Annotated in this window: 20 protein-coding genes and 2 tRNA genes; 8 read left to right on the plus strand and 14 right to left on the minus strand. The window is 69.2% G+C overall.

Translation table 11 applies throughout. The features are described 5' to 3' along the window. Positions 1–78 precede the first annotated feature (78 nt). Entirely contained in the window at positions 79–1,605 is a 1,527-nt protein-coding gene (locus PK98_RS08075; RefSeq protein WP_039096465.1) for a Do family serine endopeptidase, read from the plus strand. A gap of 61 nt (positions 1,606–1,666) precedes the next feature. Here the strand turns inward: PK98_RS08075 and PK98_RS08080 are convergent, their stop codons facing one another. The 5 genes from PK98_RS08080 to PK98_RS08100 form a co-directional block, all read right to left on the minus strand. After that, positions 1,667–2,341, minus strand: coding sequence for an HAD family hydrolase (locus PK98_RS08080; RefSeq protein ID WP_039095624.1), 675 nt, complete (start codon positions 2,339–2,341; stop codon positions 1,667–1,669). A gap of 8 nt (positions 2,342–2,349) precedes the next feature. After that, positions 2,350–4,563 carry a transglycosylase domain-containing protein gene (locus PK98_RS08085; protein WP_052208436.1) on the minus strand — a complete coding sequence of 738 codons (2,214 nt, stop codon included), beginning with the start codon at positions 4,561–4,563 and terminating at the stop codon, positions 2,350–2,352. 124 nt (positions 4,564–4,687) lie between these two features. Continuing rightward, a complete protein-coding gene (gene msrB, locus PK98_RS08090; protein WP_039095626.1) occupies positions 4,688–5,086 on the minus strand; it encodes a peptide-methionine (R)-S-oxide reductase MsrB in 399 nt (132 codons plus the stop codon). A gap of 10 nt (positions 5,087–5,096) precedes the next feature. Next, positions 5,097–5,729 carry a 2-dehydro-3-deoxy-6-phosphogalactonate aldolase gene (locus PK98_RS08095; protein ID WP_039095628.1) on the minus strand — a complete coding sequence of 211 codons (633 nt, stop codon included), beginning with the start codon at positions 5,727–5,729 and terminating at the stop codon, positions 5,097–5,099. After that, on the minus strand, positions 5,726–6,586 hold the full coding sequence (locus PK98_RS08100; protein WP_039095631.1) for a 2-dehydro-3-deoxygalactonokinase: 861 nt from the start codon (positions 6,584–6,586) through the stop codon (positions 5,726–5,728). The genes PK98_RS08095 and PK98_RS08100 overlap by 4 nt, the downstream gene beginning before the upstream one ends. Positions 6,587–6,691: 105 nt before the next feature. Between PK98_RS08100 and PK98_RS08105 the strand changes: the two genes are divergently transcribed. Next, the gene (locus PK98_RS08105) at positions 6,692–7,420 is read left to right on the plus strand and encodes a FadR/GntR family transcriptional regulator (protein ID WP_039095633.1); all 729 of its coding nucleotides are present in this window, start codon (positions 6,692–6,694) and stop codon (positions 7,418–7,420) included. A 6-nt stretch (positions 7,421–7,426) separates the two neighbouring features. Here the strand turns inward: PK98_RS08105 and PK98_RS08110 are convergent, their stop codons facing one another. Next, on the minus strand, positions 7,427–8,446 hold the full coding sequence (locus PK98_RS08110) for a DNA topoisomerase IB (RefSeq protein WP_039095635.1): 1,020 nt from the start codon (positions 8,444–8,446) through the stop codon (positions 7,427–7,429). Positions 8,447–8,533: 87 nt separating this feature from the next. Here PK98_RS08110 and yghU point away from each other — a divergent pair, with 87 nt between their 5' ends. Then, a complete protein-coding gene (yghU, locus tag PK98_RS08115; protein WP_039095637.1) occupies positions 8,534–9,403 on the plus strand; it encodes a glutathione-dependent disulfide-bond oxidoreductase in 870 nt (289 codons plus the stop codon). 61 nt (positions 9,404–9,464) lie between these two features. Beyond that, positions 9,465–9,539: transfer RNA gene (locus PK98_RS08120), tRNA-Gln, on the plus strand. 24 nt (positions 9,540–9,563) lie between these two features. Here the strand turns inward: PK98_RS08120 and PK98_RS08125 are convergent. The 3 genes from PK98_RS08125 to PK98_RS08135 all read right to left on the minus strand — a co-directional run bounded on the left by PK98_RS08125 (position 9,564) and on the right by PK98_RS08135 (position 11,593). Further along, a complete protein-coding gene (locus PK98_RS08125; protein WP_039095639.1) occupies positions 9,564–10,394 on the minus strand; it encodes an MBL fold metallo-hydrolase in 831 nt (276 codons plus the stop codon). A gap of 41 nt (positions 10,395–10,435) precedes the next feature. Further along, positions 10,436–11,488 carry a patatin-like phospholipase family protein gene (locus PK98_RS08130; RefSeq protein ID WP_235425431.1) on the minus strand — a complete coding sequence of 351 codons (1,053 nt, stop codon included), beginning with the start codon at positions 11,486–11,488 and terminating at the stop codon, positions 10,436–10,438. 28 nt (positions 11,489–11,516) lie between these two features. After that, a tRNA-Arg gene (locus PK98_RS08135) sits at positions 11,517–11,593 on the minus strand. 64 nt (positions 11,594–11,657) lie between these two features. On the opposite strand from PK98_RS08135, the gene PK98_RS08140 reads away from it, so the two are divergent. Further along, positions 11,658–12,392, plus strand: coding sequence for a queuosine precursor transporter (locus PK98_RS08140; protein ID WP_052208208.1), 735 nt, complete (start codon positions 11,658–11,660; stop codon positions 12,390–12,392). Positions 12,393–12,399: 7 nt separating this feature from the next. On the opposite strand, the gene PK98_RS08145 is transcribed toward PK98_RS08140, so the two are convergent. Genes PK98_RS08145 through PK98_RS17035 form a run of 3 tightly spaced genes read right to left on the minus strand, consistent with a single transcriptional unit; the run spans position 12,400 to position 12,930 of the window. Next, positions 12,400–12,603, minus strand: coding sequence for a PspC domain-containing protein (locus PK98_RS08145; RefSeq protein ID WP_039095641.1), 204 nt, complete (start codon positions 12,601–12,603; stop codon positions 12,400–12,402). Continuing rightward, positions 12,600–12,740: a hypothetical protein gene (locus PK98_RS17030; protein WP_161792416.1), complete on the minus strand. Its 141-nt coding sequence runs from the start codon at positions 12,738–12,740 to the stop codon at positions 12,600–12,602. Before PK98_RS17030 ends, PK98_RS08145 begins: the two co-directional genes overlap by 4 nt. A 46-nt stretch (positions 12,741–12,786) precedes the next feature. Beyond that, positions 12,787–12,930 (minus strand): hypothetical protein, encoded by a 144-nt coding sequence (locus tag PK98_RS17035; RefSeq protein ID WP_161792417.1) that lies wholly within the window; start codon positions 12,928–12,930, stop codon positions 12,787–12,789. 225 nt (positions 12,931–13,155) lie between these two features. On the opposite strand from PK98_RS17035, the gene recF reads away from it, so the two are divergent. Beyond that, positions 13,156–14,247, plus strand: coding sequence for a DNA replication/repair protein RecF (recF, locus tag PK98_RS08150; protein WP_039095644.1), 1,092 nt, complete (start codon positions 13,156–13,158; stop codon positions 14,245–14,247). A 45-nt stretch (positions 14,248–14,292) separates the two neighbouring features. Here recF and PK98_RS08155 read toward each other — a convergent pair whose 3' ends face one another. Together PK98_RS08155 and PK98_RS08160 are read right to left on the minus strand one after the other, a co-directional pair. Continuing rightward, complete coding sequence (locus tag PK98_RS08155) at positions 14,293–14,952, minus strand: RpiB/LacA/LacB family sugar-phosphate isomerase (RefSeq protein ID WP_039095646.1); 660 nt, start codon at positions 14,950–14,952, stop codon at positions 14,293–14,295. Positions 14,953–15,123: 171 nt separating this feature from the next. After that, positions 15,124–15,825 (minus strand): arylesterase, encoded by a 702-nt coding sequence (locus tag PK98_RS08160; RefSeq protein ID WP_039095648.1) that lies wholly within the window; start codon positions 15,823–15,825, stop codon positions 15,124–15,126. A 64-nt stretch (positions 15,826–15,889) separates the two neighbouring features. Here PK98_RS08160 and PK98_RS08165 point away from each other — a divergent pair, with 64 nt between their 5' ends. Both PK98_RS08165 and PK98_RS08170 read left to right on the plus strand, forming a co-directional pair. Next, positions 15,890–16,603, plus strand: a complete 714-nt coding sequence (locus PK98_RS08165; protein WP_039095650.1) for an ABC transporter ATP-binding protein — start codon at positions 15,890–15,892, stop codon at positions 16,601–16,603. Further along, positions 16,600–19,131, plus strand: a complete 2,532-nt coding sequence (locus tag PK98_RS08170) for an ABC transporter permease (protein ID WP_039095651.1) — start codon at positions 16,600–16,602, stop codon at positions 19,129–19,131. The genes PK98_RS08165 and PK98_RS08170 overlap by 4 nt, the downstream gene beginning before the upstream one ends. Positions 19,132–19,143: the final 12 nt, after the last annotated feature.

Raw genomic sequence — 19,143 nt, forward strand, 5'->3', positions numbered from 1 at the left:
GCTGACGCACAATCTTGCATCCGGCAGGCGCGTTTCCCGTGCCGCCCATCGTGAAGGAACCACAAGGACGTGAAGCCCGTGCGTTATTCCTATGGCATCACCGCCGCCCTGCTGGCCGGCGCCGCAAGCCTTTCGCTCATCACCGGCTTCCCCGCCGGCGCGCAGGTTGCGCAGAACGATGCCGGTGCCATGACCAACATGGTCCCGCGTGCCGGTGCCCCGGCCAGCTTCGCCGACCTGACGGAGCAGCTGCAGCCGGCGGTGGTGAACATCTCCACCCGCCAGCGCGTCACCGTGACCAACAACCCCTTCGCCGGTACCCCGTTCGAAGGGATGTTCGGCAATCAGGGGCAGCAGTCCACGCGTGAGGCCCAGTCGCTGGGCAGTGGGTTCATCATCAGCGCCGACGGCTATGTCGTGACCAACAATCACGTCATCAGCCCGCCGGATACCAATGCCGAGCTGGAAGAGGTGACCGTCACCCTGCCCGACGGCAAGGAATACCAGGCCGAAGTGGTCGGCAACGATGCCGACAGCGATCTGGCCGTGCTGAAGATCGTCCGTGACGAGCCGTTCCCCTTCGTGAAGTTCGGCGATTCCGCCGCCGCGCGGGCGGGAGACTGGGTGGTCGCCATCGGCAACCCGTTCGGCCTGGGCGGGACTGTCACCAGCGGCATCATCTCGTCGGTGCTGCGCAGCGGCCTGAATGGCGGCGCCTATGACCGCTACATCCAGACCGATGCATCGATCAACCGCGGTAATTCGGGCGGTCCGCTGTTCGACATGCAGGGCAATGTGATCGGCATCAACAATGCCATCTTCAGCCCCAGCGGCGGCAGCGTCGGCATCGGCTTCGCCATTCCGGCGGATACCGCGGCGCCCATCGTGCGCCAGCTGATCGCAGGCGAGGAGATCGTGCGCGGCTATCTGGGTGTGCAGATCCAGCCCATGAACGAGGATCTGGCCGCCGCGCTGGGCATCGCCGCAAACCGGGGCGAGTTCATCCAGGGTGTGCAGCCGGGCGAAGCGGCGGAACAGGCCGGTCTGCAGGCGGGTGACGTCGTGCTGACCGTCGACGGCAAGGAGGTCACGCCCGAACAGTCGCTGTCCTTCCTGGTCGCGAACACTGCGCCGGGCACGCGCATTCCGCTGGAGATCATCCGCGAAGGCCAGCGCCGCACCATCCAGGTTGCTGTCGGCCGCCGGCCGAGCGCGGAAGAGCTGCAGGCGCAGCAGTTCAGCATGGACGAGGAAGCGCCGGAGCAGCAGCAGCCGCTGCCGAGCAGCGATGGGCTGATCCCGCAGGCGCTGGGTCTGCAGGTCACGCCGATCACGCCGCTGATCGCGCGCCAGCTGGGTGTCGGCAACGACACGCGCGGGCTGGTGGTGCTGGCGGTCGATCAGTCCGCCGATGCGGCCCGCAAGGGCCTGCGCCGGGGGGTGATCATCGAGACTGTCAACGGCTCGCCCGTGGCGACGACCGGCGATCTGGAGGCCGCGATCCGCGCCGCCCGCGGCGAGAACCGCGAGGCGATCCTGCTGCGCGTTCGGGCCCGTGGCGGTCCGGCGACGTCGCTGCCGATCCGGCTGCGCGCGGCGCAGTAATCCGGCGATCGATCAGGAAAGGCGGGGCAGGACTGACCTGCCGCGCCTTTTTTGTTGCCGGTCAGCCGCGCGCGTCGGCGATCCAGCGTCCCACGGCATGCAGGTCGGGCAGCACGGCCGTCGCCAGCGCCTGCGTCACCGGCGTGACCGGCGCCAGGTCGGGCACCAACAGCGCCATCATCCCCGCCGCGGCCGCCGCGGCCAGGCCATTGGGGGAGTCCTCCACCGCCACGCAGGCTGCGGGATCGATGCCCAGCCGCTCCGCCGCCAGCAGGTAAGGCTCCGCATGAGGCTTCGGGTTGGTGACGTCGCTCACGGTGACCACCGTGGCGAAGCGATCGTAGATGCCGGCGCCCTGCAGCCGTTCCTGCGCATTCGGGCTGCGGGTGGAGGTGCACAGGCCCAGCGGCAGGCCCTCCTCGCGCAAGGCATCCAGCAACTCGATCGCGCCGGGGCGGAACGGCACGCCCTGGCGCCACATCTCCTCGAACAGCCGGTCGGATTCGGCGTAGAAGGCCAGCGGGGTGTCGGCGTCGCCCCACAGATCGTGCAGGCGGCGCAGATTGCCCTGTCGGTGGACGCCGACGAATTCCAGCAGCACGTCAGCCGGCAGGTCCCGACCGACCGCCAGCGCCGCCGCCCGATGCGCGGCATGTTCGACCGCCTCGGTATCCAGCAGGGTACCGTCCATGTCGAAGATCACCGCCAGTAGCGGCTGCGTGGGTCCATCAGCCATAGCCAGTCCTATCGTGCAGAGAAGATCCGCCCTTCGCTCCGTGGCGAGGCGGCAGCGCCGGTGCGGCGGGGCGCGGGCGCCGCGGTGCCCTCCCGCCCCAGCGCCCGGTCGAGGAAGTCGTCGCCCACCGCGGGCGGCGGGGTGGAAGGTGGTGCCGCAGGCGGGCGGACCTGCACAGGACGGCGGGCAGCATCGTCGGACGGCGGCAGTTCCATACCCGGCCGGCGATCCTGGCTGTCATCATAGCCGGGACCGTCCGGATACGGGCCGATCGGATTGCCCTGCTCGTCGTAGAAGTAATATCCCTCGTCATCCTCCCGGTCGCCGAACAGATATTCGTCGTCCGGCTCCAGCTGCCAGCCGGGCAGCTTCAGCTCGGTGTCGAACTGCTCCACCGGCCGGTCGGCCACCGCCACGCGCATGTACTCGGCAAAGGCGCGGGCCGGAGCTGTGCCGCCCTGCAGCCCGCCGACCGCACGGGCATCGTCGCGCCCCATCCACACGCCGGTTGTGATGCCGCTGGAAAAACCGACGAACCAGCCATCCTTGTTGCTGCTGGTGGTGCCGGTCTTGCCCGCGACCGGGCGCCCGATCTGTGCCGCGCGTCCGGTGCCGGTGTTGACCGCAGTCTGCAGCAGGTCGGTAATGCCGGCGGCGACATATTCCGGCACCAGCAGATCGCCCCGCTGCGCCTCGCGCGCGTAGAGCAGCCGGCCATTGCCGGTGGTGACGCGGGTGATGCCGTACGGCTCGATCGATTCGCCACGGGCCGAAACGGCGGCAAAGGCGCGGGTCATGTCAATCAGGCGCACCTCCGAACTGCCCAGCACCATCGCCGGGTTGGTCGCGACCGGCGTGGTGATGCCGAAGCGGCGGGCCATGGCTGCCACGTTGGAGAAGCCGACCTCGTTCCCCAGCTGCGCCGCCACCGTGTTGACGGAATAGGCAAAGGCGGAACGCAGATCGATCTGCCCGGCGAAGCGGCCGTTGGAATTGCGCGGGCTCCAGCCATTGATGGTGACGGGCGCATCCACCACGGCATCATCGGGCGTGTAGCCGTTCTCCAGCGCCGCGAGATAGACGAACAGCTTCCAGGCCGAACCCGGCTGGCGCAGCGCATCCGTGGCGCGGTTGTAGTTGGAGCGGACGTAATCCGTGCCGCCGACCATCGCCAGCACCGCACCATCGCGGTCCAGGCTGACCAGCGCGCCCTGGGCGCCCTTCGGTGCATGGCTGCTGATCGCGCCCTGTGCGGCGCGCTGCATGGCGGGATCGATCGTGGTCCAGACCTCGACCGGCTCCGTATTGTCGTATGGCAGCAGCAGGTCGAGCTGCGGCAGCACCCAGTCGGTGAAGTAGCGGACGGAGTTCTGCCCCTCCTCCTCCTTCAGGCGGATGGCGGAAACGTCGACCTCCGCCTCCCACGAACTGATCGCGCCGTAACGCTGCATGGCGTCCAGCACCACGCGCGCGCGATCGACCGCGGCATCGGTGTCGGCGGTGGGGGAGTAGCGGCTGGGCGCCTTGACCAGCCCGGCGATGATTGCCGCCTCGCCCACCGACAGGTCGCGGGCCGAGTGGCTGAAGAAACGCCGGCTGGCGGAATCGATGCCATAGGCGCCGCCGCCGAAATAGACCTTGTTGAGGTACAGCTCCAGGATCTGCTGCTTGGTGAACTTGGCTTCCAGCGCCAGCGCCAGGATCGCCTCGCGCGCCTTGCGGTCCATGCTGCGGTTGGAATTCAGGAAGATGTTGCGCGCCAGCTGCTGCGTGATCGTGCTGGTCGCCCGCACCGACCGGTCATCCCGCCACGAGACATAGACCGCGCGGGCAAGGCCCATCGGATCGATGCCGACATGCGAATAATATCGGCGGTCCTCCACCGCGACCATCGCGTCCTTCATCACCTGCGGGATCTCGTCGGCGCGCAGCCATTCGCCGTAAGACGGGCCGAGATTGACGATCTCGCTGCCATCGCGCGCGCGGACGACGATGGTCTGCCCGTTCTGGCTGCTCATCAGCGCGGCATAGCCCGGCATGGAGCGGGCCGCGAAATAGACGGAGGTGCCGAGGCCGATCAGCCCCAGCACCAGCAGCAGCCCGCCGCCGATCAGCAGGCGCCGCAGCCAGCGGGCCAGGCCGGACCGTTCCCCCCGAGGGGGGCGGGCACCGCTGCCATTGCCTGTCTTCGAAGGGGAGCGCCTGCGCCGCGCTTGCGCCATGAAAGCCGTCATCCTGCATGCGGGGCGCCGAACCGGCCCCGATCAGCCGCGCCCATGCGACCGAGCGCCGGAATGGCGGCTTAACGGCGCCAACGCAAGCGAGGCGGCAAGCGGCGGATGACGGTCAGTCCACCGGCCGGAAGGCGAGCGAAGCACTGTTGATGCAATAGCGCAGGTCATCCGGGTCCGGCCCGTCCGGGAAGACGTGTCCCAGATGGCCATCGCACCGGGTGCAGACCACCTCCGTGCGGACCATGCCGTGGGTGGCATCCGGACGCACCTCCACCGCAGCGTCGGCGACCGGCTGCCGGAAGGACGGCCAGCCGGAGCCGGATTCATACTTGTCGCCGGACGCAAACAGGGCTTGTCCGCAGCCGGCGCAGCGATATTCGCCAGCCTGCCTGTTCCGGTCGTACTTGCCGGTGAAGGCGCGTTCCGTGCCGCCCCGGCGCAGCACCTGGTACTGCTCCGGGCTCAGCCGCTCGCGCCATTCCACGTCATCCAGGCTCAGCTTGTCGGCCATCGGCTGTCCGTCAGGATGCGGCCAGCGCCGCGATAAAGGCATCGGCGCGGCTGCGCACCGCCGCGGCATCCAGTCCGACCGAATACAGCGCGGAACCGAGGCCGAAGCCGGCGGCGCCGGCCGCCTGCCACGGTGTCATGTTGTCGGGCGCGATGCCGCCGACGGGCAGCACGCGGGTGCCGGCCGGCAGGACGGCGCGCATCGCCTTCAGCACGGCCGGGCTGGCCGCTTCCGCAGGGAACAGCTTCAGCGCGGCGGCGCCGGCGGCCAGCGCGGCGAAGGCTTCGGTCGGAGTGGCGATGCCGGGCAGCGCCACCAGCCCGCGGCGCGCCGCCTCCGCGATTACGGCGGTGTCGGCATTGGGGGCAATGATCACGGTACCCCCGGCATCCTGCACCGCTGCGAGAGCGTCGGTCGTCAGCACCGTGCCTGCCCCCACCACCGCGCGGCCCGCCAGCCGCTTCGCCAGGCGGGCGATGCTGTCCAGCGGCTCGGGCGAGTTCATCGGCACCTCGATGATGGTGAAGCCGGCCGCGACCAGCTCGTCACCGATCGCTTCCACCTCGTCCGGCTTCACGCCGCGCAGGATGGCGATCAGGGGGCAGCGCGCGAATGCGGCGTCGAAGGTCTCACGATGGGTCATTGGGCAAGCTCCCGGATGCGGGTGATCCCCGCGAGAAAGGCGGTCTGGCTGTCATGCAGGCGGGCCGTCCCGCCCAGCACCTCCACCGCGGTCTGGTACAGTCCGCCCAACGCGGGGTCGGACAGGATGTCGACCACCTGACCGTCAGCCTGGGCCAGGCGGGCGGCAACATCGGCGCCGATCAGCAATCCGCTGCAATGGGCGGCAGCATCGGCATCGTCGCGCAGGCCCAGCACGCCGGCCGCGCGGATGGCGAACAGGCTGGCGGCGAGATCACGCCGGGCACCCTCGGCAACGCCGGCGCGGAAGGCCGCGCCGTTCTCCACCGCGCCGCCCAGCTGCGCGGCCAGCAGTCCCTGCTTGCGCAGCAGCGCGAACAGTTCGCCCGTCATGGCGGTGGTGAAGCGGGCGATCCGTCCGCCTGCCATCTGCACCCATTTGCAATGCGTGCCCGGCTGGCAGAGCAGCGCATCGCCAGCCACCGCTCCGCTTGCAACAGCGCCCAGCAGCTGCACCTCCTCGCCCCGCATCACGTCAGCCCGGTCACCATCCTGCCAGGACACGCCGGGCACGATGAACACCCCGGGCGCGACTTCGGCCAAAGCCCCGGCCAGCGCCTCCGCCCCGGCTGGCGCCCGGACATAAGGCACGGCGCGCCAGCCGATGTTCGACCCGACCATGCCGGCCAGCAGCACCGGGAGATCGCCGAATTGCGCCCGCATGGCGGAAATCTCCGCCGGATAGTCGCTGACCGCCGTTGCCCCGCGATCGTCGCGCAGCGTGGCCGTGACCGCGCCATCATCGTCGATGGCATAGATGCGGCGATTGGTGGTGCCCCAGTCGACGGCGATGAACATGTGGCATGGGCCCTTCTGCAACTCGCCCCGCATTTATAGGATAAGTGCCGCCCGTCCAGTTCCCTTGCGTGACAGGCGCGGACGGATGTTGCACAAGGCGCTTCTATGGACAGCGATCCCTTCGGTTCCGGCACCCCGCTCATTCCGGTGCTGGGGCGCAATCTGACGCACGGCATGCTCGACACGCTGGGCAAGGCCATCGTGGTCGGCCGCTACGAGACCCGCCCCTTCCCGACCGAGGCCGAAATCGCCAAGACCTTCGGGGTCAGCCGCTCCGTCACGCGGGAGGCGGTCAAGATGCTGACGGCCAAGGGCCTGGTCAGCGCCCGGCCGCGCCAGGGGACGGTGGTGCAGCCATCGTCGCAATGGAACCTGTTCGATGCCGACGTGCTGCGCTGGCTGCTGGACCGCAAGTTCTCCATCCAGCTGCTGCGTCAGTTCAGCCAATTGCGCATCGCCATCGAGCCGGAAGCGGCGGCACTGGCGGCGGTGCATCATTCCCCGGCGGAGCTGGCCGCCATCCGCGAAGGGCTGCACCGGATGGAACGGGCCGATGCCGGCGATGGTGACGCGCTGGAGGCCGACATCGCCTTCCACGTGGCCGTGCTGCGCGCATCGGGCAATCCGTTCTACGCCCAGTTCCAGCAGATGGTGGCGACGGCGCTGCGCACCTCCATCCGCTTCACCAACCGCATCAAGGGCCGCACCGCCAGCATCGCCGACCATGCCGCCGTGGCCGATGCCATCGCCGCTCGGGATGCGACCGGCAGCCGAACGGCGATGCAGCGCCTCATCGGCGACGTGCTCGGCCTGATCGGCGATACGGAGGACTGAGCACGCCTACGCCGCTTCGGCCAGCATCTCCCCGGCCGGCGGGCTCTGCTCCAGCAGCGCCAGCAGGCCGCGCTCCTCGCGGCTGAGCCATTGGGTGCGGCGCGGCAGCTTCAAAGTCTCGCGCCACGTCACCTGATCGTCGATCAGCGCGGTCACCGCAGGGTGGACATAGGACCGGCGGGCGACGGCGGGCGTATTGCCCAGCTTGTCCGCCACTTCCTCCATCAGCGCCTTGATCGTCAGCTTGGCCTTGGCACCGGCCAGCATGTTGAAGGCCAGCACGCTGCCGTGCCAGGTGCGGAAGTTCTTGGCGGTGAAGTGCTGCCCCATCGTTTCGCAGAGATACTCGTTCACCTCGTCGGAGCCGACATTGTGGACCTCGCCATCCTCACCCAGGTACTGGAACAGGTGCTGGCCGGGTAGGTCCTGCATCTTGCGCACGAAATGGGCCAGCCGCTTGTCGGTGATGGTCACCTCGCGCTGCTTGCCGCTCTTGGCGCGGAAGCTCAGCTTCAGCCTGGGGCCGCTGACCGTGGCATGTTCCTGCCGCAGGGTGGTGGCGCCGAAGGAGTTGTTCTCCTTGGCATAGGCCTCGTTGCCGATCCGCACGATGCCCAGGTCCAGCAGCCGCACGACGCTGGCGATGGCATGGCTGCGGGTGACGGTGCGGCCGCTCAGGTCCGTTTCCACCCGCTTGCGCACCAGCGGCAGCAATTCGCCGAAAGTGCGGCAGCCATCAAACTTCAGCCCTTCCTGCTGGGTGCGGAACACCGGGTGGTACCGGTACTGCTTGCGCCCCTTGTCGTCATAGCCGGTCGCCAGGATATGGCCGTTATCGGCCGGGCAGAACCAGGTGTCGACATAGGCGGGCGGCAGGGCGATGCTGTTCAGCCGGTCGATCTCCGCCCGGTCCTTGATCCGTTCGCCCGTGGCATCGAAATAGGCCCACCCCCTCCCCGCCTTGCGCCGGGTGATGCCTGGCAGCTCGTCATCGACAAAGATCAGGTTTGCGGGGGTGTTTGTCATTGCTGCCGGTCAACGGCTGCCGCGCTCTTGCGGTTCCACCGACGCCTCGCCAGATCGCGCGCCTAACAGCAAGGGACACCCTGCCCCATGACCGATGCCTATACCCCGCCCGAAGTCTGGACCCATGATCCCGCCAATGGTGGCCGCTTCGCCGGCCTGAACCGCCCGACCGCCGGCGCGCGGGAGGACAAGGCGCTGCCTGTGGGCAAGCACCCGTTCCAGCTATACTCGCTGGGCACGCCCAACGGCATCAAGGTGACCACGATGCTGGAAGAACTGCTGGAAGCCGGCTTCGCCGAGGCGGAGTACGATGCCTGGCGCATCAGCATCATGGATGGCGACCAGTTCGGCAGCGGCTTTGTCGAGATCAATCCCAATTCCAAGATCCCCGCTTTGGTCGACCGCAGCGGGGTCCAGCCGGTTCCGGTGTTCGAATCCGGCGCCATCCTGTTCTACTTGGCGGAGAAGTTCGACTTCCTGCTGCCAAGTGCCCAGCCGGCGCGGACGCAGGTGATGAGCTGGCTGATGTGGCAGATGGGCAGTGCCCCGCTGATCGGCGGCGGCTTTGGCCATTTCTACGCCTACGCGCCGGAGAAGTACAAATATCCGATCGACCGCTACGCCATGGAGACCAAGCGCCTGTTCGCCGTCGCCGATGCCCAGCTGGCGCGGCATGAATATCTGGCCGGCGCCGATTACAGCATCGCCGATGTGGCGGCCTATCCGTGGCTCGGCATGCTGTTCCATGGCGGCTACGGCGGGGCGGACGTGTTCCTGTCGCTGCACGAATACGAGCATGTCGCCCGCTGGGTAAAGGTGATCGACGCCCGGCCGGGCGCGATCCGCGGGCGGCTGGTCAACGCGGCCGAAGGGCTGGCGGAACGGCATGCGGCCAGCGATTTCGACACGCTGGACCCGGCCCTGCTTGCCCCCGTGCGCCAGCGTATCGCCAGCTGAACGATCTTGCACGGGCCGGGCGCTCCGCTATAGGGCGCCCTTGCCCGTGTTCGGGCGATGCTGGGGCGTAGCCAAGCGGTAAGGCACCGGTTTTTGGTACCGGCATGCGCAGGTTCGAATCCTGCCGCCCCAGCCAGTTCTCGCCCGCACGGTCCGCTTCTCACGAGCGGCGCTGCATGGCCTCCAGTTGCTTCTGGTCGTGGGAGCAGAAGATCGTCACCTCCGCGCCATGCTGCCGCTTCAGTTCCCGCAGGCGGTGCTGGTTGTCCAGCCGTTGCGCGCGATCGACCTCCATCATGGTCTGGTAGAAGCGCAGACCCGGGGTGCAGCGATGCCGGCGGGGGTCCATCTCTCCACGATAGAAGTAGGCATCGCCCGCATTCAACACCCAGCCCGCGCCGGTCTGCACCGCCACGCCAGCGTGGCCCCAGGTGTGCCCGGGCAACGGCACCATCAGGATCTCCGGCGGCAGGCCATCCAGCGCGCGCACGCTGTCGAAGCCGAACCAGGTCTCTCCACCACCGGCATAGGTGCGCCAGTCGCGCACATCGTCCCACTGTACGGGCCGGTACCGCCGCCGGGCGATGAAGCCGCGCCGGGTCCGCTCGGCCGCGTCGCGTTCCGCCTCCATCACGTGGACACGGGCATGCGGGAAGTCCTCCAGCCCGCCGGCATGGTCGAAATCCAGATGCGTCAGCACGATGTGCCGCACATCTTCCGGCCGGTAGCCCAGCGCGCGGACCTGATGGATGGCGGTCTCCTCCTCGCGGAACCGGATGTTCAGCAGCGCATGGAAGAACTTGCTGAGCCGGGGATGCGGGCGGCGCACATCCTGCATGCCGTAGCCGGTGTCGATCAGCACCAGACCGTCGCTGGTCTCGATCAGTTGCGCCACGCAGGGGATCAGCCCGAGTGGCCCCTTGCTGAACCCGTCGAACAAGGCGCCGCCGACCGGACAGTCCGTGCCGCAGCGAAGATAATGGATACGCATGGGTCATGGCCTCGCCTGTGAGTGCCTGACCAACCGGACGCTCAAGCGGGATGTTCCGCCTTTGCCTTTTGTTGATCCGGCAGGTGATGGACCTGCAGACCGGGCCCGCCGACGATGATCGTGCCGGACCGCAGCAGCGCCACCAGCGCGCCCCCGTCACGGTACCCCGCGTCCCAGCGGAAGCGGACGGAGGTGGGGGAGAAGTCCATCGCCTTGCCGGCCACCTCCGGCTGCTGGTCGGCATAGGTCAGGCACGCCAGCGTGACCGGCTGCCGGCCGCCGCCGTCGGCTGCGGAGGCGTAGCGTTCCTGCCAGCGGGTGATCGTGCGGCGGGACTGCACGGCGAAGATCAGGTCCTGCACCCGCTCTGCCGCCATGCCCAGAGTGCCGGGGCGCGCGCCAGCCGCCGGCAGCAGGTCGACGGCGATGCACAGGATCGGCCTCCCCGGCGGCGTGTCCAGCACCGGATCGAGCGGGAGGTTTGCCGCGATCCCGCCATCCACGAACAGTCGGCCATCGATCGCGATCGGCGGGAACGAGGGCGGCAGGGCGCCGCTGGCGCGGATATGGTCGATCCCGATGGGGCCGCTACGGGTATCGAAGGTCACCTCCTCGCCCGTTTCCAGGTCCACAGCGGTCGCGGCATAGGGGATCGCTCCGCTGTTCAGCCGCTCCAGGTCGATCAGTTGCGCCAGCTGTGCCGCCATCGGCCGCGTATCGTAGATCGACGGCGGCGATGGCGAGAAGGCAGAGCTGCCCAGCGGCGCGAACATGCCGGGCCGGCCGGCCATAAGGTAGCCGATCGTGTCCCAGCTGCGGCGCCAGGTGTCATGCAGGCTGCCCGACCAGTCGCCATTGGCCAGGCCGGGGCGCCAGAACTCGGCCAGTCGCACCAGTCGCCGGTCAGGTGCGTTGCCGGCGATGATGCCGCCATTCAGCGCCCCGATCGAGGCGCCGACGATCCGGTCCGGCAGGATGCCGGCCTCATGCAGCGCCTGGTAGACGCCCGCCTGATAGGCGCCGAGCGCGTTGCCCCCGCCCAGCACCAGCACGACATCGTGATCCATCCCGCCACCCGCTTCCGCATCGTCCATCGGCATGATCCCCGCAACTCTGTGGAAGTGGCGCGCCCGGCAGGACTCGAACCTGCAACTCCAAGCTTAGAAGGCTCGTGCTCTATCCAGTTGAACTACGGGCGCGCGCTGGCCTGCGGCCTTAGCCACGCTTTGCGCCCGCTGCAATTGCGGGCTATGACCGTGCCCCATGCAGGGGAAGATGCAGCGGCTGGACGGGCAGGCGGGAGCACGCGCCGCGTTCCGCTATTACGATCTGGTCATGGCCGCGTTTGTTGCCATCCTGCTGCTGTCCAACATCATCGGCGCGGCCAAGCCCAGCTACGTGACACTGCCGGACGGCACGATGTGGTCGTTCGGCGCGGGCGTGCTGTTCTTCCCGGTCAGCTACATCATCGGCGACGTGCTGACGGAGGTCTACGGCTTTGCCCGTGCGCGGCGGGTGATCTGGACCGGCACGGCCGCACTGCTGTTCATGGCGCTGATGGCGGCGGTGGTGGTCGCGCTGCCGGCGTCGCCCGGCTGGCCGGGGCAGGCGGCTTACGAATTCGTGTTCGGCAGCACCTGGCGCATCGTTGGCGCATCGATCGTGGCATTCTGGTGCGGGGAGTTCGTGAACAGCCTGGTGCTTGCCAAGCTGAAACTGGCCACCGGTGGCCGCCTGCTATGGCTGCGCACCATCGGGTCGACACTGGTGGGACAGGGGGTGGACAGCCTGCTGTTCTACCCGCTCGCCTTCTGGGGCCTGGCCGGCTGGCCGCCGGAACAACTGGGGCAGGTGATCCTGTCGCAATGGCTGATCAAGTCAGGGTGGGAGGCGTTGCTGACGCCGGTGACCTATGCGGTCGTCGGCTTTCTGAAGCGGCGCGAAGGGGTGGAGGTGTTCGATACCGGCACCGATTTCTCCCCCTTCGCGCGAGGCTGACGCCGCCTCACTTCACCAGCAGCGCGATGGCCAGGTAGATCAGGATGAAGCTGCCGAAGCCGACCAGCGTGCCGATGACGAACAGCAGGCGTATCCACAACGGATCGACTTCGAACCGGTTCGCCAGCCCGGCGCAGACGCCCATCAGCTTGCCGTTGGCCTTGTCCAGCCGCAGCCCGGCGCCATGTCCGTGGGGTTCGAGCGCGCTCATGCCTGCACCTCGACATTGGCGGCCTGCGTGGCATCCTGCGCCGGCGGAGCGAAGCTGCCGAACAGCAGGGTCGCGGTGATCGCCAGCGCGCCGAGGGCGGCAAAGGACTGGCGGGCGAGGTCGGAGGTCTGTGTCATGGTCGTGGTCTTTCCTGTCTGATGTCGGCGGAGCGGTCGGGTGGGATCAGGCCAGCACTTCGGTGGTGACGATGCCCTGCGTGGTATCGGTTGCCGGCGGCGCGAAGCTGCCGAACAGCAGCGTGGCGGTGATCGCGAACGCGCCGATTGCGGCGAAGGTCTGCTGGGCGAAGGTGGGGTTCTGGGTCATTGTCGTGGGTCCTTGTTGCTGGGCAGCGGGTCATCCGTGCCATGCCCAGGACATTGCATGGGGCGTGCCAGTTTTTCTTTCACCAGCATTAACAACCCTTTGACCTGAAACGCCGGAAGGCGTCACGGTAAGCTCCGCTCCGCCTTGGTAAAATTCACCAACTAGTAGGACGGCAAAGTTTACCCTATTGCCGGAACGCGCCAGCCTCTAGCGCGATGCCACCTCATGCTCGACCGCATCACCCTGACCGGTTTCCGCAATCACCACGGCACCACGCTGGCGGGCACGCGCCGCATCAACCTGCTGGTGGGGGATAACGGGGCCGGCAAGACCAACGTGCTGGAGGCAGTGTCGCTGCTGGCGCCCGGCCGCGGCCTGCGCCGCGCCGCCTTGCCGGACATGGCAGCGGACGGATCGGTCACCGGCTTCACGGTCAGCGCACAGCTGTCGCATCCGGCGGGGGAGCCGGTCCAGCTGGGTACGGGGACCAGCGCGGAGCAGCCGGGCCGGCGGCTGGTGCAGGTCAACGGCGCGCCAAGCAGCGCCGCCCAGCTGGGCGAATGGCTGGCTATCGCCTGGCTGACCCCGGCGATGGACCGGCTGTTCGCCGACAGTGCCGGGGCCCGCCGCCGCTACATGGACCGGCTCGCCGTGGCGCTGCACCCCGGTCATGCCGCGATCGCCACCCGCTATGATCGCGCATTGCGGGAGCGTAACCGCCTGCTGGCATCGCCCGACATGCCAGAGGGCCGCTGGCTGGATGCGGTGGAGGCGCAGCTGGCGCAGGCCGGCGCCATGCTGGGAGCAACGCGGGCGCTGCTGGTGGAACAGCTCGGCACCGCGCTCGCCACCATGCCCGATGCCCCCTTCGCCCGCCCCGACCTCGCCTATGCACCCGGCGGCCCCCTGACGGCCGAGGCGCTGGCGGCAGACCTCGCCCGTCACCGGCCACGAGACCGCGCGGCACAGCGCACGCTGATCGGGCCCCATCGGGATGATCTGCAGGTGACGCATGCTGCCAAGGGGATGCCGGCGGCGCTTGGTTCGACCGGGGAGCAGAAGGCGATGCTGATCGCGCTGACGCTGGCCCACGCCGGTCTGCTGACGGCGGAAGCGGCGGGTGGACGCCCGGGCGTGCTGCTGCTGGACGAGGTTGCCGCGCATCTGGATCCGCTGCGGCGGGAGGCCCTGTTCGACCTGCTGCGCGGTTTCGCGGGTCAGGTCTGGCTCACGGGCACGGAGCCGGCGCCATTCGATGGCGTGCTGGCGGAAGCGGCCGGCTGGCAGGTCACTGCCGGCGCGGCCGTTCCGTTGTAGAAGAGCGGGCGGTCACCGACCGGCGACCGCCCTGCCCCGACTGGCTCAGGCGTCGGCGAGCGCCGGCGCTCCGACCAGACCCTTGATGTACTCGACGATGCCGGCATCCGTGGCGTTGGCGAAGAAATGCTCCTGGAACTTCTCGCCGGCGACGGTGGCCTTCAGCAGATCCTGGTCGATCTCCTTCAGCACGGTCAGCATGTCGCGGCAGGTGATCGCCTTCAGGTCCTTCAGGATGCCGCGGTTCTTGGCCATGATCTCGGCCCGCTCCTTGGGGTAGCCCAGGCCGCGCTCGCCTTCGAACAGCTTCTTGTACACGTCCTGCAGGTTCAGCTCGGCCGCCCAGCCGAAGCCCTTGGCATAGGGCATGGAGATGGCGTTGCCGTCATTGATCTGGCCGAACAGGAAGGCGTCGGTCGGATCGATGATCAGGCCGCAGAACACGCCGGGCATGGCGTTGCAGGCCAGCATGGAACCGGTGCCGGTGCCGCAGCCGGTAACGACGAAGTCGGCGGCGCCGCTGTTCAGCAGGATGCCGGTCAGCAGGCCGTTCATGACATAGGTCAGCGATGCCTTGTCCTCGGCCGCGTACATTCCGTAGTGGAACACTTCATGGCCCAGCGGCTCGACCACGGTGGTCAGCGCGTCATGGATGGTCGCGCTCTTGGCGGCCTGGCTGTTCTCGACGATGAGAGCGATCTTCATAGGTAATCCCCTTGGCAGGATGGTGGGAAGCGGCCCGGCCCAGTGTCGGGCGCTCGCCCGCAGCAATGTAAGGTAACCGGTGTCTGAGCGTGGCTATGCCATTTTTTACCACTTTGTGCAATGCCGCAGGCCCGATTGCGTGACGGGTCGTGGCCCGGCCCGGCCCACCCGTCACTCGGGCTGGGGCACGGCCGCGGCAACCTCGTCCACGGTGGCGGCGACCATCGCCTCGATCCCCTGGGCCGTGGGATGCACGCGGTCGGGCTGGATCAGTTGCGGCCGGTTCCAGACCGATTCCAGGAAGAACGGCACCAGCTCCGCATCGTAGTCGCGCGCCAGGTCAGGATAGATCGCGTCGAACGCGCCCTGATACTGCGCGCCCAGGTTCGGCGGTGCGCGCAGGCCCATCAGCAGGACGGGAATGTCGCGCTTCTGCATTTCCTCCAGGATGGCCTGCAGATTGGCGCGCGTCTGTGCCGGCGGCAGCTGGCGCAGCAGGTCGTTGCCGCCCAGCTCCACGATCGCGAGGTCGTAATCGCCGCCATTCTCCAGCGTGAATGGCAGGCGTTGCAGCCCGGCCTGCGTGGTGTCGCCGGACACGCCGGCATTGGTCACCCGCGCATTGATGCCCCGTGCGCGCAACGCGACCTCCAGCCGGGCGGGATAGCTCTCGCCCTCCTTCAGGCCATAGCCGGCGAACAGGCTGTCGCCGAAGGCCAGGATGCGCCGTTCCGGCCCGGTGATCGCGGGCATGGGATCGTCGGGCGAGATGCTGGCGGAAGGTTGCGGCGCGGGCGCCGGCTCCGCGCTGCAGGCCGCCAGCCCGCCAGTCGCCGCCATGCCCAGCATCAATCCCGCCACCTGCTTCACCATCTGCCACTCCGCGACCCGACGAGTTCACCTTGCCGGTGCCCTTTAGCTATGCCATCGCCCGGCCGTGGCAAGCCCTGCACCGCAATCCCCCGCGATCGAAGCCCGTGACCTGCGCCTGACCCTGGGCAGCGGGTCCGCCGCGGTGGAGATCCTGCGCGGCATCGACCTGACCGTCGCCGCCGGCACCACCCTCGCGCTGCTGGGGCCGTCGGGCTCCGGCAAGAGCAGCCTGATGAGCGTGCTGACCGGGCTGGAACGCGCCACTGGCGGCGCGCTCGATGTCGCCGGTGCGGACTTCACCGCCATGAGCGAGGACGGGCTGGCCCGTGCCCGCCGCGGGAGGATCGGCATCGTGCTGCAGGCCTTCCACCTGCTGCCGACCATGAACGCGCAGGAGAATGTCGCCACGCCGATGGAACTGGCGGGTGTTGCGGATGCATGGGAGCGGGCCGCCGCCGAGCTGACCGCCGTGGGCCTGGGCCACCGCCTGGGCCATTACCCCGCGCAGCTTTCGGGTGGAGAGCAGCAGCGGGTTGCCATCGCCCGCGCGCTGGCGCCGCGTCCGCCACTGGTCTTCGCCGACGAGCCGACCGGCAATCTTGATGCCACCACCGGCGCCGGCATCGTCGAACTGCTGTTCGCCCGCCGGGTCGAGACCGGCGCGACGCTGATCATCATCACGCATGACGAGGCGCTGGCCGCCCGCTGCGACCGGATCGTGACGCTGGCGGACGGACGCATCGCCGCCGACACCGCCGCAGGGCCGACCGGCGCGTGAACGACACTGCCGTGCTCCCCTGGGCGGCGGCATGGCGCATCGCCCGGCGCGACCTGCATCGCCGGTTCCGCGGCCTGCGCCTGCTGCTGGTGTGCCTGTTCCTGGGCGTCGGCGCGCTGGCCGCGATCGGCTCCCTGACCGCCGCGATCGACGGGCAGCTTTCGTCGCAGGGGCAGACCCTGCTGGGCGGCGACCTGGAGGTGGAGGTGTGGCAGCGCCCGCTTTCGCCGGAGGAAACCGCTTTCCTGAAACGCTATGGCACGCTGTCGCCCGGATTGCGGCTGCAGGCAATGGCCAGTGCCGGTGACGCCACGATCCCGGTGGAACTGAAGGCGGTCGCCACCAACTGGCCGCTCTATGGCGCGCTGACGCTGGATGGCGGGCACCGCGTCGGCGCCCCTCCGCCCGGACAGGCCTGGCTTGCGCCCGGCGCGGCGGAGCGGCTGGACATCGGCCCGGGGGCTCTGCTGAAGATCGGCACCGCCACTGTCCGCGTCGGCGGCATCATCGCCGAGGAGCCGGACCGCCTGTCCGAAGGGTTCCAGCTAGGCCAGACGGTAATTGTCCCGCTCGACCTGCCGGCGGCGGCCGGCTTGGTGGCGCCGGGGTCGTTGTATGAAAGCAAGACCCGCCTGCGTTTCGACCGTCCGGCCGACCCGGCGGAGGTGGAGGAGGCGCTGCTGGAACGCTTCCCGGACGCCGGGCTCGACACCCGCACGCGCGACCGTGCCTCTCCGGGGGCGGAGCGGTTCGTCGGCCGCATGGGCGAGTTCCTGTCGCTGGTCGGCCTGGCCGCGCTGGTGATCGCCGGCATCGGCATCGGCGGCGGGGTCTCCGCCTATCTGGAAGGGCGCCGCGCCGGGATCGCCACGCTGAAGATTCTCGGCGCGACCAGCGCCGACATTGCCCGCATCTATACCCTGCAGCTGGGCGCTGCGGCGCTGGCCGGCGCGGTCGCCGGGCTGCTGGCGGGTGTGCTGGTGACGCCGCTGCTGGCGCGCGCACTGGGCGCGTTGCTGCCGGTCGAGACCGGCCTGGTCCTGGCTCCGCTGGCGCTGCTGCGCGCGGCGGGCTTCGGGTTGCTGGTCGCGCTGGTCTTCGCCGCGCCGCCGCTGATCGCCGCCCGCGACTTCCCGGCAATGGCGCTGATGCGGGCACGGATCGATCCGCTGGGCGCCGGACGCTGGCGGGCGGCGCTGCGCCCGGTCGGACTGGGGCTGCTGGGCATCGTCGCGCTGGCGGTGCTGGGATCGCGCCAGCCGGGTCTCAACGCCATCTTCCTGGCGGGCGCTGCCGTGCTGCTGGCGCTCCTCGCCGCGCTGGGCTTCGGCATCCGCCGCCTGGCCGCCCGGATGCCGCGTCCGCGCGACCCGATCCTGCGGGCGGCGCTGGCCAACCTGCACCGGCCCGGCTCCGCCACGGCATCTCTGGTGACTGCGCTGGGCTTCGGCCTGTCGGCATTCGTCCTGCTGGCTGCGGTGCAGACCGCGCTCGACGCGAATATCAGCCGCTCCGTGCCGGAGCGCGCGCCCGACTACTTCGTGCTCGACATTCCGCGCGACCGGGTGGCCGAGTTCCGTGGCACCGTGAAAGCGAGCGCACCCGGCGCGGTGATCCAGACGGTGCCGACCCTGCGCGGCGCGATCCTGGCCTATGGCCCCGCCGGCCGGCAGACCCGCGTCGCCGATCTGGAGGAAGTGCCCGAAGGCGCCTGGGCACTGAACGGCGAACGCGGGCTGACTTACGCCGCGACGCTGCCGGCCGGCAATGTGCTGACCGAAGGGGAATGGTGGCCGCAGGACTACACGGGTGAACCGCTCGTCTCCGTCGATGCCGATCTGGCGGAGGCGGCGGGCATGCGCGTGGGCGACACCCTGACGATCGGCCTGCTAGGCGTGGAACGGCAGGCGCGGATCGCCAGCATCCGCCGGATCGACTGGGAAAGCCTCGGCTTCAACTATGTGCTGGTATTTTCCCCCAACACGCTGGCCGATGCGCCGCACAACATCGCCGCGACCGTCGACCTGCCCGAAGATGCCGCCACCGGCCCGCTGCTGCGGCAGCTGGTGCGCGCCTTTCCCACCAGCTCCGTGATCGAGGTCGGCCCGTTGCTGACGCAGGCGCGCGAGATCCTGAGTCAGGTCTCGCTCGCCATCCTGGCCGCGGCGGGCGTCGCGGTGCTGGCGGGCATCGCCGTGCTGCTGGGCGCGATCGCCGCCGCGCGGGCGCAGCGCACCTATGACAGCGTGATCCTGCGTGTGCTGGGTGCCAGCGGACGGCAGGTGCTGATGCTGCAACTGGCGGAGTTCGGCCTGCTGGCCGTGCTGCTGGCGCTGGTGGCGCTGGTGCTGGGCAGCACGCTTGGCTGGCTGGTGATCGTATGGCAGTTCGAATTCGATTGGCTGCCGGACTGGCCGCGCGTGCTGCTGACGCTGGCCGCCGGGCTGGCGCTGGTGCTGCTGTTCGCGCTGGGCGCCAGCCTGCAGGTGCTGCGGGCCCGTCCGGCGGCAACACTACGGACGCTGTAGAGCACATTGTAG

The organism is Croceibacterium mercuriale (assembly GCF_000802385.1).
Taxonomy (GTDB): domain Bacteria; phylum Pseudomonadota; class Alphaproteobacteria; order Sphingomonadales; family Sphingomonadaceae; genus Croceibacterium; species Croceibacterium mercuriale.

Excerpts from the sequence above, each read along its gene's own strand:
- PK98_RS08125 (WP_039095639.1), bottom strand. The coding sequence starts at position 10,394 with ATGCGTATCCATTATCTTCGCTGCGGCACGGACTGTCCGGTCGGCGGC.
- PK98_RS08110 (WP_039095635.1), bottom strand. The coding sequence starts at position 8,446 with ATGACAAACACCCCCGCAAACCTGATCTTTGTCGATGACGAGCTGCCA.
- PK98_RS08085 (WP_052208436.1), bottom strand. The coding sequence starts at position 4,563 with ATGGCGCAAGCGCGGCGCAGGCGCTCCCCTTCGAAGACAGGCAATGGC.
- PK98_RS08105 (WP_039095633.1), top strand. The coding sequence starts at position 6,692 with ATGGACAGCGATCCCTTCGGTTCCGGCACCCCGCTCATTCCGGTGCTG.
- PK98_RS17035 (WP_161792417.1), bottom strand. The coding sequence starts at position 12,930 with ATGACCCAGAACCCCACCTTCGCCCAGCAGACCTTCGCCGCAATCGGC.
- msrB (WP_039095626.1), bottom strand. The coding sequence starts at position 5,086 with ATGGCCGACAAGCTGAGCCTGGATGACGTGGAATGGCGCGAGCGGCTG.
- PK98_RS08130 (WP_235425431.1), bottom strand. The coding sequence starts at position 11,488 with ATGGACGATGCGGAAGCGGGTGGCGGGATGGATCACGATGTCGTGCTG.
- PK98_RS08145 (WP_039095641.1), bottom strand. The coding sequence starts at position 12,603 with ATGAGCGCGCTCGAACCCCACGGACATGGCGCCGGGCTGCGGCTGGAC.
- PK98_RS08140 (WP_052208208.1), top strand. The coding sequence starts at position 11,658 with ATGCAGGGGAAGATGCAGCGGCTGGACGGGCAGGCGGGAGCACGCGCC.
- PK98_RS08155 (WP_039095646.1), bottom strand. The coding sequence starts at position 14,952 with ATGAAGATCGCTCTCATCGTCGAGAACAGCCAGGCCGCCAAGAGCGCG.
- yghU (WP_039095637.1), top strand. The coding sequence starts at position 8,534 with ATGACCGATGCCTATACCCCGCCCGAAGTCTGGACCCATGATCCCGCC.
- PK98_RS08095 (WP_039095628.1), bottom strand. The coding sequence starts at position 5,729 with ATGACCCATCGTGAGACCTTCGACGCCGCATTCGCGCGCTGCCCCCTG.
- recF (WP_039095644.1), top strand. The coding sequence starts at position 13,156 with ATGCTCGACCGCATCACCCTGACCGGTTTCCGCAATCACCACGGCACC.
- PK98_RS08100 (WP_039095631.1), bottom strand. The coding sequence starts at position 6,586 with ATGTTCATCGCCGTCGACTGGGGCACCACCAATCGCCGCATCTATGCC.
- PK98_RS08080 (WP_039095624.1), bottom strand. The coding sequence starts at position 2,341 with ATGGCTGATGGACCCACGCAGCCGCTACTGGCGGTGATCTTCGACATG.
- PK98_RS17030 (WP_161792416.1), bottom strand. The coding sequence starts at position 12,740 with ATGACACAGACCTCCGACCTCGCCCGCCAGTCCTTTGCCGCCCTCGGC.
- PK98_RS08160 (WP_039095648.1), bottom strand. The coding sequence starts at position 15,825 with ATGGTGAAGCAGGTGGCGGGATTGATGCTGGGCATGGCGGCGACTGGC.